Source organism: Gluconobacter kondonii, assembly GCF_002723995.1.
GTDB classification, from domain to species: Bacteria; Pseudomonadota; Alphaproteobacteria; order Acetobacterales; family Acetobacteraceae; genus Gluconobacter; species Gluconobacter kondonii.
In genome coordinates, this window is sequence record NZ_BEWP01000004.1 from 12,128 (window position 1) to 23,964 (window position 11,837).

General features: G+C 61.5%; 10 protein-coding genes. 2 read left to right on the forward strand and 8 right to left on the reverse strand.

Annotated features, from left to right (window positions below):
• Nucleotides 1-9 precede the first annotated feature (9 nt).
• From pnp to rimP, 8 genes are all read right to left on the reverse strand, one after another.
• A complete protein-coding gene (pnp, locus tag GKO01_RS05445) occupies nucleotides 10-2,160 on the reverse strand; it encodes a polyribonucleotide nucleotidyltransferase (RefSeq protein WP_099286145.1) in 2,151 nt (716 codons plus the stop codon).
• Nucleotides 2,161-2,356: 196 nt separating this feature from the next.
• Entirely contained in the window at nucleotides 2,357-2,626 is a 270-nt protein-coding gene (rpsO, locus tag GKO01_RS05450) for a 30S ribosomal protein S15 (protein WP_011253110.1), read from the reverse strand.
• Nucleotides 2,586-3,587 carry a tRNA pseudouridine(55) synthase TruB gene (gene truB, locus GKO01_RS05455; protein ID WP_099286146.1) on the reverse strand — a complete coding sequence of 334 codons (1,002 nt, stop codon included), beginning with the start codon at nucleotides 3,585-3,587 and terminating at the stop codon, nucleotides 2,586-2,588. The genes rpsO and truB overlap by 41 nt, the downstream gene beginning before the upstream one ends.
• A 97-nt stretch (nucleotides 3,588-3,684) precedes the next feature.
• Nucleotides 3,685-4,113 carry a 30S ribosome-binding factor RbfA gene (rbfA, locus tag GKO01_RS05460; protein WP_174694247.1) on the reverse strand — a complete coding sequence of 143 codons (429 nt, stop codon included), beginning with the start codon at nucleotides 4,111-4,113 and terminating at the stop codon, nucleotides 3,685-3,687.
• Nucleotides 4,110-6,872 (reverse strand): translation initiation factor IF-2, encoded by a 2,763-nt coding sequence (gene infB, locus GKO01_RS05465; protein ID WP_099286147.1) that lies wholly within the window; start codon nucleotides 6,870-6,872, stop codon nucleotides 4,110-4,112. The genes rbfA and infB overlap by 4 nt, the downstream gene beginning before the upstream one ends.
• On the reverse strand, nucleotides 6,869-7,546 hold the full coding sequence (locus GKO01_RS05470) for an RNA-binding protein (RefSeq protein WP_099286148.1): 678 nt from the start codon (nucleotides 7,544-7,546) through the stop codon (nucleotides 6,869-6,871). The genes infB and GKO01_RS05470 overlap by 4 nt, the downstream gene beginning before the upstream one ends.
• Nucleotides 7,521-9,074 (reverse strand): transcription termination factor NusA, encoded by a 1,554-nt coding sequence (nusA, locus tag GKO01_RS05475; RefSeq protein WP_099286149.1) that lies wholly within the window; start codon nucleotides 9,072-9,074, stop codon nucleotides 7,521-7,523. Before nusA ends, GKO01_RS05470 begins: the two co-directional genes overlap by 26 nt.
• Nucleotides 9,075-9,108: 34 nt before the next feature.
• A complete protein-coding gene (gene rimP / locus GKO01_RS05480) occupies nucleotides 9,109-9,720 on the reverse strand; it encodes a ribosome maturation factor RimP (RefSeq protein ID WP_099286150.1) in 612 nt (203 codons plus the stop codon).
• Between the two features lie 216 nt (nucleotides 9,721-9,936).
• Between rimP and GKO01_RS05485 the strand changes: the two genes are divergently transcribed.
• Both GKO01_RS05485 and GKO01_RS05490 read left to right on the forward strand, forming a co-directional pair.
• The gene (locus GKO01_RS05485) at nucleotides 9,937-10,548 is read left to right on the forward strand and encodes a hypothetical protein (protein WP_099286151.1); all 612 of its coding nucleotides are present in this window, start codon (nucleotides 9,937-9,939) and stop codon (nucleotides 10,546-10,548) included.
• 32 nt (nucleotides 10,549-10,580) lie between these two features.
• Complete coding sequence (locus GKO01_RS05490) at nucleotides 10,581-11,834, forward strand: AAA family ATPase (RefSeq protein WP_099286325.1); 1,254 nt, start codon at nucleotides 10,581-10,583, stop codon at nucleotides 11,832-11,834.
• The last annotated feature ends 3 nt before the right edge of the window (nucleotides 11,835-11,837 follow it).

The window sequence follows — 11,837 nt, forward strand, 5'->3', positions numbered from 1 at the left end:
CCCCAACACTCACTCGGCGTCGCGACGGGGCGGACGGGCCGGTCGGGCCCCCACGCTCTCCGTGATATCGGCACCCGTGGCCTGATCGACAACCCTCATGGAGAGCTTGACCTTGCCACGATCATCGAACCCGATAACCTTGACCTTTACGGCATCGCCCTGCTTGACGACATCGGACGTCTTCGCAACGCGGCCTTCAGCCAGTTCGGAAATGTGAACCAGACCGTCACGCGGGCCAAGGAAGTTCACGAACGCACCGAAATCGGCGGTCTTGACGACCTTACCGTCATAGATGCGGCCGATTTCCGGCTCGGCGACAATGCCTTCGATCCGGGAGATGGCCTTCTGGGCCTGCTCGTCGTTCGCAGCGGCGATCGTCACGGTGCCATCGTCGCCGATATCGACCTTTGCACCCGAATATTCGACGATCTCGCGGATCACCTTGCCACCGGAACCGATCACGTCGCGGATCTTTTCCTTCGGCACGGAAATCGTCGTGATCTTCGGGGCATTTCCCGAAACATCCGAACGGCCTTCCGTCAGCGCCTTGGACATTTCGCCAAGGATATGGATCCGGCCTTCACGGGCCTGCTCCAGCGCGATCTTCATGATTTCAGGCGTGATGGACGTGATCTTGATGTCCATCTGAAGCGCGGTCACGCCGTCAGCCGTACCGGCCACCTTGAAGTCCATGTCGCCGAGGTGATCTTCGTCACCAAGGATGTCGGACAGAACGGCGTAGCCACGGTCTTCCTTGATCAGACCCATGGCAATGCCAGCCACCGGACGCGGCAGCGGAACGCCCGCATCCATCAGCGCAAGCGAAGAGCCGCAAACAGTCGCCATGGAGGACGAACCGTTGCTTTCCGTGATCTCGGAGACAACGCGCATCGTGTACGGGAAGGCTTCCTTGGTCGGCAGCAGCGGATGAATCGCGCGCCATGCCAGCTTGCCGTGACCGATCTCACGACGCCCCGGGGAGCCCATGCGACCGCACTCACCAACCGAATACGGCGGGAAGTTGTAGTGCAGCATGAAGTTGGAACGGTATTCCCCTTCCAGCGCGTCGATGATCTGCTCGTCCTGACCCGTGCCGAGCGTTGCAACCACAAGGGCCTGCGTCTCACCACGCGTGAACAGGGACGATCCATGAGCGCGCGGCAGGATGCCGACTTCGGCAAGGATCGGACGGACCGTCTTCAGGTCACGGCCATCAATGCGGATGCCCGTCTTAAGGATGGAGCCGCGAACGACCTGCGCCTCAAGCTCCTTGAGCATCGGCTTGGCGAGTTCGACGTCCAGACCTTCCTCGGTCAGGATCTCGTTGATCCGGTCCTTGGCTTCGGCAACCTTCTTGTAACGGGCCTGCTTCTGACGCTCCTTGTAAGCGTCCGCCATCAGCTTGTTGCCGACCTTCTCGACGCGCTTGCGAAGAGCGATTTCTTCCTTCGTCAGCGACGGCAGATCCCACGGAGCTTTTGCAGCGTGCTCGGCCAGCGCGATGATGGCATCGATGACCGGCTGGAAGGACGTGTGTCCCAGCGTGACGGCTTCAAGCATCGTCTCTTCCGAAAGCTCGCTGGCTTCGGATTCGACCATCAGCACGCCTTCGGCCGTACCGGCGACCATCAGGTCGAGCGTGCTGTCCTTGAGTTCGTCATGAACCGGGTTCACGACCAGCTTGCCATCGATGCGGCCGATACGGGCGCAGGCAACCGGGCCGAAGAACGGAATACCGGAAAGCGTCAGAGCAGCCGAGCAACCGATCAGCGACACGAGAGCCGGATCGTTCTCGTTGTCGTAGCTCAGAACCGTTGCGGTGATCTGGACTTCGTTGCGGAAGTTTTCCGGGAACAGCGGACGGATCGGACGATCGATCAGACGGGCGTTCAGGACTTCAGCTTCGGACGGACGGCCTTCACGCTTGAAGAACCCACCCGGGATCTTGCCGGCAGCGTAAGCCTTTTCCTGATAGTTGACCGTCAGCGGGAAGAAGTCCTGTCCCGGCTTGACGCTCTTGGCGCCAACGGCGGTGCAGAGCACAACCGTATCGCCATAAGTGATCATGACGGCGCCGTCTGCCTGGCGTGCGACCTTGCCGGTCTCCAGGATCAGGGGGCGTCCGGCCCATTCGATTTCCTTGCGGAAATAATCAAACATGCATGTTTTCCCAAATTAAGGGTGAAACCATCTCCGGGTATCCGGCAGGTGGCGGAGCAGCGTTTCGGACGGCATGGCGGTGATGGCGGGAAGTCCCCGGCACGACACCATGTGGCCTGAAACGCCGGTCGCGCACCCGCACCGCCGGACAGGCGATGGCGGGAGTGTCCGGGAGCGTGCTCCCGGACAGATCAACTCAGCGACGCAGGCCGAGACGCTCGATCAGGCTCTGGTAACGGGCCTGGTCCTTGCGCTTCAGATAGTCCAGCAGGCTACGACGCTGGCCGACCATCATCAGAAGACCACGACGGGAGTGGAAGTCCTTCTTGTGGGTCTTGAGGTGCTCGGTCAGGTTGACGATACGCTCGGACAGGATGGCAACCTGTACTTCCGGCGAACCCGTATCCGTCTCGCTCTGCTTGTACTCAGAAATCAGTGCCGTGCGGCGTTCTGCGGTAATCGACATCGTGTTCTCCAAAAAACTCGTGGTTTTCCAGCATCCGCGCTGCCCTGAGCCGCCCATGACGGACATGACACAGACCCAGCACGTGCTCTCCGATCATCGCGCGCCACAGATGGTCTTCCCCCTGTGACGATGCCGGCAGAGGATGCACGAGGTCCGAAGGGTCTATCGACTGCCCCCAGACAAGCATCCTTCCCTCCGCATCGGTGACGGCCAGCGCCGGGATGTCGACCAGCGCGGTCGCCGCATCCAGCAGAGGAGCCGGAAGAGCATCGGCGTTGTCCACAGTTTGAGTCGATTTGTCCAGTGATATCTGATCGATCGTCAGGGCGTGGCTCAGATCGAACGGTCCGCACTTCGTCCGCCGCAGCACCGAAATATGCCCGACCGTTCCACAGGCCAGCGCAATGTCCCGCGCCAGCGAGCGCATATAGACGCCTTTGCCCGACTGCACGTCAAAAACGGCCGTATCCGCATCCGGACGTTCCACCAGCGTTATCGAATCGATCCGCGCCGGACGGGGCGGAAGCTCGGGCGGACGACCTGCGCGCGCCATATCATAGGCCCGCTCTCCCCCGACCCGAAGCGCCGAAAACACGGGAGGCACCTGCATGACATTACCTGTCAACGCGGGCAGAACGGCAAGAATCTGCTCATCGGTCGGACGGTTCGGCGACGTCGCCAGAACCTCGCCCTCAAGATCGTCCGTCGTGCGGCTTTCCCCAAAGGTCAGCGTGAAACGATAACGCTTTGTCGCATCCATGATGTAAGGAATGGTCCGCGTCGCCTTGCCGAACGCAATCGGCAGGACACCGGAGGCTAGTGGATCGAGAGTCCCGCCATGCCCGGCTTTTTTTGCATCAAACGCCCAACGGAGTTTATTGACCATATCCGTGGAGGTCGGACCCAGCGGCTTGTCCAGAATCAGCCACCCGTCGATATCGCGTCCACGTTTCCTGCCCATACATCCCGTCCTTGCTCGTGAAGGCCGCTGATAGACCAGCAAGGGGGCAGAATGCAAAAAACGCCCCTCACCGGACGGGAGGAGCGTTTTTAAAAAATTATTCCGGATCTTTTTCCAGATCCCGCCGGACTTCCGGAGACCGCATGATCTCGTCGAGTTCCATGGCGTTATCAAGCGCCGTATCGGGCTGGAAGTGGATTTCCGGAACCGTCCGGAGATTGAGGGCTTTGGACAGCCCCGTTCTCAGGAACGGTGCTACCCGCTTCAGGGCAGGCAGCAAAACCTCCACATCGCTCCGCCCCAGACGCGTCACGAAAGCCGTGGCGTGTCTGAAATCCGGAGAGATACGGACTTCCGTAACCGTGATCCGCACGTCCAGAAGTTCCGGATCACGGAACTCCGTCCGGGCGAACAGCTCCGCCAGAACACGGCGAACCTCTTCGGCGACCCGGAGCTGGCGGGTGCTGGGCCCCTGAGCAGTGACGCCAGCGGGGCCCTTCAGGTCATGTTTGGAACGCGAACTCAAGCTGGGATCACTTCCATTTCGTAGCACTCGACGACGTCGCCTTCGCGCAGGTCATTGTAACCCGCAAACGACAGGCCACACTCGTAACCGCGCGCCACTTCCTTGACGTCATCCTTGAAGCGCTTGAGCTGGCTCAGCTCGCCTTCATGAATAACCACGTTGTCACGCAGCAGACGCACGCCACAGCCGCGCTTGACGAGGCCTTCCGTGACATAGCAACCCGCGACCTTGCCGGTCTTGGTGATGTTGAAGACCTGGCGGATCTCGGCGTATCCTAGGAACTTCTCGCGATGCTTGGGTGCAACCTTGCCCTTGACCAGCTGCTCCACATCGTCCGCCACCTGATAGATGATCGAGTAGTAGCGGATATCCACGCCCTCACGCTGGGCCAGTTCACGGGCCTGCGTGGTAGCACGGACATTGAACGCCACGATGATGGCGTCCGAAGCCTTGGCAAGCTGGATGTCGCTTTCCGTGATCTGACCGACACTGGCGTTCAGAACGCGAATCGCAACTTCCTCATGGGCCAGCTTCTGTACCGTCGCGGAAATCGCTTCCGCAGAACCCTGAACGTCTGCCTTGACGAGGAGAGCAACCTCCTTCTGCACACCAGCCTGAATTCGGGCCAGCATCTGATCGAGGGTACCACGGGCGGCAACCTGCGAAGCTGCTTCCTTGTCCTTGATCTTCCGCTGACGGAACTCGCTGATCTCACGGGCCCGGGCATCGTTTTCGACAACGACGAACGGCTCACCCGCACCCGGAACACCCGTCAGGCCGAGAACTTCGACCGGCATGGACGGACCGGCATCCTTGAGCTGACGCCCACGGTCATCAAGCACCGCACGGACACGACCCCATTCAGAGCCAGCCACTAGAATGTCGCCCCGACGCAGCGTGCCCTTCTGGACGAGAACGGAAGCCACAGGGCCACGTCCACGATCCAGACGGCTTTCGATCACCACACCTTCGGCAACGCGGTCCGGATTGGCTCGCAGATCCAGCATCTCGGACTGAAGCAGAATGCACTCTTCCAGCTTGTCCAATCCGGTCCGCTTGAGAGCCGAAACCTCGACGTCCTGGGTGTCGCCGCCCATTTCCTCGACCACGATCTCGTGGCTCAGCAGTTCCTGACGGACACGGTTCGGATTGGCACCCGGCTTGTCGATCTTGTTGATCGCCACGATGATCGGAGCATTAGCCGCCTTGGCATGCTTGATGGCTTCGATCGTCTGCGGCATCACACCATCATCGGCTGCCACGACCAGCACCACGATATCGGTGACGGACGCACCGCGGGCACGCATGGAGGTGAAGGCCTCATGACCCGGCGTGTCGATGAAGGTGATTTTCTTCCCCGACGGAGCCGTGATCTGATACGCGCCGATATGCTGCGTGATGCCACCGGCCTCGCTCGCCGCCACATCCGTGGTGCGGAGCGCATCGAGCAGGGAGGTCTTGCCGTGATCGACATGACCCATGACCGTCACGACCGGAGCGCGCGGCAGCAGTTCGTCGGCGCTGTCTTCCACGCCTTCGATACCGATTTCGACGTCGCTCTCGGAAACACGCTTGATGCGATGGCCGAATTCCTCAACCACCAGCTCCGCCGTGTCGCCATCGATGCTCTGCGCAGCCGTCGCCATGACGCCCATTTTCATGAGTGCCTTAATGACTTCACCTTGACGGGACGCCATGCGGTTGGCCAGTTCTGCCACCGTGATGGTTTCCGGCACGATGACATCACGCACGACGCGGACCTGATCGGAACGCAGACGCTCCAGTTCGGCCTGACGACGCTCGCGATCGCGCTGACGGCGGACCGAAGCCAGCGAACGCGTCTTGTCGTCATCACCTTCGATCGCAGCGCGGACGTCGATACGTCCCGAGCGACGATCGCTGCCACCGGCCTTGCGGGACGGTGCCGACGGACGACGTGCCGGTGCAGGAGGCGCCCCCGGACCCGTACGACGGGGTGCAGGACGACGCTCGTCCTCACCACCAGCGGCGGCTGCGCCGGAACGCAGATGAAGTGTCTCGTTATTGCGGGCAGCAGGCGCAGCAGAGGGTGCAGGACGCGACGGCTGAACCGGACGCGGCGGCATGATGGCGCGCTCGGCCAGCGGACGCAGACGCTGAACCGGAGCGGCAAGCTGCACACCACCGGTCGAATGCGTACGAGGGTCCAGCGGAGCCGAACGCTCGGCTTCCTCTGCTTCGCGCGCGGCAGCTTCAGCAGCAGCCTGTTCCGCAGCACGTGCAGCAGCTTCGGCAGCAGCCTGTTCCCGCGCAGCCTGCTGTTCGCTTTCCTTCAGAGCAGCGATTTCCGCCGCTTTCTGTTCGGCAATCAGACGCTCTTCCTCAGCGGCGCGACGCGCAGCCTCGGCGGCAGACATGATCTGAATCTTCTCTTCTTCGCGCCGTGCCGCTTCTTCAGCCGCAGCCTGACGCTGCCCTTCCAGAGCGCGCTGGCGCGTTGCCAGTTCGGCTGCCGTTAGGGCGCGGCCACCTGCGCGACCACCACGGGCTGCTGCACCGGCACCTGGGCCAGTAGCATTGCGCTTGGGTTTACGCACCTCAACCTGCACGACCTTAGAACGGCCATGACTGAAGCTCTGACGCACAGAGCCAGCATCCACCGTACGCCCGACCTCCGGTCGTCCAGCGGGGCGAAGCGACAGGCGGCTGCTTCTGGTCTGTTCGCCGCCCTGCGATGGGGTGTTGTTTCCGTCCTGGTTGCGCTCGTTGCCGTCGCTCATAGTTCCGCCTGTTCCTTACTGACCCCTTCAGGGTCTGGGAGCGGACGTCCTGCCACTCCCGAAAATCTCTCATGTTCGGCGATCAGGCGCTGTGCCAGCGCACCGGGCGCCATCACCGCATAGACCGCCCGGTCCCGGCTGAACGCCGATTCCAGGACCCGATCGGGAACTGTCACAACCGGCAGAGAACGCCGGCCCGACACCAGTCTGGAAAATTCGTCCGGACTTGCACTTTCCGAACGGATCACCACCCCTACCCTGCCGGAGGTAAGCCACTCCCGGCATTTCTGAAACCCACAGACCGTCTGACCGGCTCTCCGGGCCAGACTGACTGCATCCAGCATCCGCTGCACCAGAGCCCCGCCAACAAGATCGGCAAGGTTTTCCGGTACGGACACCTGAGCCTTTGCCGCTCTGGCGAAAGCCTGTCGTGTTCGGGCGCTATCTAACACATCCCGGCTGGCACTCAACCACATTCCCCGGCCCGGAAGTTTTCCGGCGAGGTCGGGGACAACCCGGTTATCGGGGCTGACCACGAAGCGGATCATGCTTTCGGGCGGCTTCAGCTCTCGCGTTACGAGGCATCGCCGCTCCGAGCCGCGACGCCCTAGAGCACCACGAACGGGACCATTATCAGTATCAGAAAGATCAGACGTCGGTCGACTCCCCGTCATCGTTTTCCGTTTTTACCGAGTCGGCTTCTTCGCCATCGAACCAGTGCGCACGGGCTGCCATGATGATCTCATTGGCGGCATCCTCGTCGATAGCCTCGTCACCGAGGATCTCCACCAGTTCGTCACCTGCGAGATCCGCCAGATCGTCGAGCGTCTTCACGCCTTTCTCACCCAGCGTCACCAGCATCTGGTTCGTAAAGGTGCCCAGCTCGGCCACGTCGTCCGTAACGCCCAGCGCCTTGCGCTGATCGTCCAGAGCCTGCTCCTTGCTGGCAAGATAGTCATTGGCGCGATGCATGAGCTCTTCAGCCACGCTCTCGTCAAAGCCTTCGATATCGTTCAACTCACCTGGATCCGTGTAGGCCAGCTCCTCGATGGAGTGGAAGCCTTCTGTCACCAGCAGACCCGCAATCACGTCATCGACATCCAGCGCCTCGACGAACTGCGAGGAGCGCTTGCGGAATTCTTCCTGACGACGCTCCGATTCCTCGGCCTCCGTCAGAATGTCGATGTCCCAGCGGGTCAGCTGACTGGCCAGACGCACGTTTTGTCCACGACGACCGATGGCCAGCGAAAGCTGCTCATCCGGCACCACGACTTCAACGCGGCCAGCTTCCTCATCCATCACCACCTTGCTGACTTCAGCAGGCGCCAGCGCATTAACGACGAACGTCGCGGCCTGCGGGCTCCAGGGAATGATGTCGATTTTCTCGCCCTGCAGTTCGGCCACGACGGCCTGAACGCGGGAGCCACGCATACCCACGCAGGCACCCACCGGATCAATCGCGGCATCGCGCGAAATCACGGCCATCTTGGCGCGCGACCCCGGATCACGGGACACAGCCTTGATTTCGATGATCCCGTCATAGATTTCCGGAACTTCCTGCGCAAACAGCTTAGCAAGGAAGGCCGGATGCGTCCGGGACAGGAAAATCTGCGGGCCACGCGGCTCGTCACGCACGTCATAAATATAGGCGCGGATGCGATCAGAGTTGCGGAAGGATTCGCGGGGGATCAGCTCATCACGACGCAGCAGGGCTTCGGTATGACCGATTTCCACCATGAGATTGCCGTACTCGGTCCGCTTGACGGTCCCGTTGACGATCTCGCCTACGCGGTCCTTGAACTCATTATACTGGCGCTTGCGCTCATATTCGCGCACGCGCTGTACGATGACCTGCTTGGCCGTCTGTGCGGCAATACGCCCAAAATCAATCGGCGGCAGCGGATCGACCAGATGTTCGCCAGCCTTGATTTCCGGCTGGAACTTCCGGGCGATATGCAGCGGGATCTGCGTGTCTTCGTTCTCGACCTGCTCGACCGCCTCGGTCCAGCGGCTCAGACGGACTTCACCGCTCTTGCGATCAATCGTCGCGCGGATGTCCTTTTCATGCCCGTACTTTGCGCGGCCAGCCTTCTGGATGGCCTGCTCCATCGCTTCGAGCACTTCCTCCCGGTCGATATTCTTCTCGCGGGAGACTGCATCAGCAACCAGCAGCAGTTCGGGACGTGTAACAGACGTGTCCATCAGATCGGACCTCCAGCCAGCATGAGACGGGTCATCACTTCTTTCCCGGCTTTTTCGGATTCAGTTTGGGCGCCTGGCGCGCTTCGCCGCCATCTTCCCCTTCAGGATTGAGCCCTGCAAGAGCAGCGCTCGCCTCGATCAACGCATCGGTCAGGACCAGACGGGCCTTGCGGATATCCGTCAGCGGCAGAACCGCCTCGGTTCCGTCATCCAGACGGATGAGGGCATTGCCATCCCGCGCGCCCATAACAGTCCCCGAGAAGCGGCGACGGCCATTGAGCGGCACGTCCAGTTCCGCCTTCGCCAGATGCCCTGCGAATCGTTCCCAGTCCTTGGCGCGCGTCAGCGGACGATCGATCCCGGAGGACGACACTTCCAGCATCCATGCACCGGGGATCGGATCGTCAACGTCCAGAATGGCGCCGACGGCGTGACTGATCTGTTCGCAGTCTTCCACCGAAATCAGGGAGCCGTTCGCACGGTCCGCCATGATCTGGATCGTCGGAGTATCGCGCCCCAGCACCGAAAGACGCACGAGTTCGTAGCCCAGATCGGCCAGGGTCGGCGCGATCCGTTCCGCGATACGGGCTTCCAGCCCCGTAAGGTGAGGCAGTTCGATGTCGGAAGAGGCGTGCTGCTGAGACAAGACAAAAAAGGCGGCCCGTCAGGGCCACCCCCCAAATGAGCGGAAGATGAATGGAATGTGCCTTATGTAAGTCACCTCCCCTCAAGACGCAAGAGGAAGGCAAATCCCTTTATTCCTGAACAGCTTGTCCATTCGGCGAGTCGAAAGATTTGTTTACATTCCGATGCCTCGAAAGCCCTTGTCTTCGGACGCTGTCAGGAGTGAGATAGTTTCGAAATGACCGTCCAGCCCGATCCCCGTCCAGAACCGCGCCCGCAGCCTCTGCCCGCAGATCCCGCTTCCCGGAGCCGGGCTCTGTGGGGTGGAGGTGGCCTGATCGCGGCCCTGACAGTCGGGGCCGGCGCTTTTTTCTACACGCATAATACGGCCACACCCCTTGCCCCCGCTGTGGCCCCACCGTCCCAGAACGTGCCAGCCGTCCCCGCGGCCCAGACCGCCGCGGTTCAGCTCTCGATGTTACCGCCCGCAAAGGCCCCTGCCGCGCTGGCCAAGAGCGGTTTCAGCCCGGCTGACCGCGCCCGTATCCTGGCAGCCGTAAAAGATGGCAAGATGCGCCTCGTAGAAATGCCGGTTCTGGACGCTTCCGGTGCTGTCGGTCAGACCATTGACGTCACCGTTTCAGGCCTGACACAACGCGTGATCCTGAACGGCAGGTTCCAGCGTCTCATTATTCCGATTGTCGAAGCCGGACAGATCCTCATCGCCCCGGTCAGTATCCCGCATGCGCCTGCCCTGATCGTTGGCGCCCTCACAGCCCTTGGCCCCGAAGCCCTGCCTGCCCTGACGACGCTCGACCAGCGCGTCCTGCTCAATGTGATCGTCCAGTAAGGAACTGCCCGGTGTTCAAGTCTCTCGTGCCCATGCTCAACCGGGCCATGCCGCTGATGATGGCCGCCTTCCTTATTCTGGCGGTGATTCAGGTCGCGGTCATGCTACACCTGTCGCTGAACGGGCTGTGGGCCGCCATCGAATGGGGACGGCGTTTTTATCTTCCGCTGGCAGGCGTCAGCGCCCTTCTGGCAGTCACGGGGCTGGCGTATGAAACATCAGCCGAAAAACTGGCGCGTCGCGGACTGCGCCGCAGGAAAGGTCTCATCATGGATGTTCTCAGCCGTCTGACGAACCGCGGAGCCCTTGAAGAGCTCATGGCCCGCGAACAGCGCGAAACCGTTCTCGACGCCGACGAACTGGCCGCGTCCCTTCGCGCCCGCGTCATCGGACAGGATCAGGTCTGCGAGGATATCGCCCAGCAGATGCGCCGCCGTCTGGCCCTTCAGGTCCGTGGCAAGCCCGTGGGGATTTTCCTGCTCGCCGGCCCTCCGGGTACCGGCAAGACCTATCTCGCCAAACAGATGGCGAAACAGATGGAACGCCCCCTGCTGCATTTCGACATGACGCAGATGTCCAGCGCCCATGCCGCAACGCAGCTTTTCGGCTCGCCCAAGGGCTATGTCGGCTCCGACACGTTCGGCAAACTCACCGGCGGCCTCAAAGACCATCCGGACGCCGTGGTCCTGCTCGACGAAATCGAAAAGGCCCATCCAGACGTCTTCAAGAAGTTCCTGACCGCATGGAATGATGGCCACGTCACGGAGGCCTCCACCGGCGAGCAGGTCTCGACCACGCGCGCGATCTTCATGCTGACATCCAATATCGCCACCGAAGCCCTGACCGAAATCTCTGATCGCCTCGCCAACGAGCCTGAGAAAATGCGCGCCGAATCGGTCGAAGCTCTGCGCAAATCCGGCTTCGCGCCCGAGGTTCTCAACCGTCTGGACCGGATTTTTATTTTCCGTGCCCTGCGTGGTCTGGATCTCGCCCGCGTCGCCGCACTGGAAATCGAAGCCATGATCGAGGGTTACGGTCTGCATGTAGAAACCGGCGGTATCGACGCTGGTGTCCTGTTCCAGGTCATGATGAAACAGAAGAACCTCGGCACCGGCGCCAGTGCGCGCGATCTTGTCCGCTCCATCGAGGACATGGTCAGCGAGAGCCTGATCGTCGCGCGTCAGCAGGGCGCCAAGCGCGTCCGCCTCGTCACGCAGGACGACGGCACCGTCATTACGGAAATCGCCAGTGATACCGAAGTCCAGCTTGGTCGGGTGAGTCACTGATCC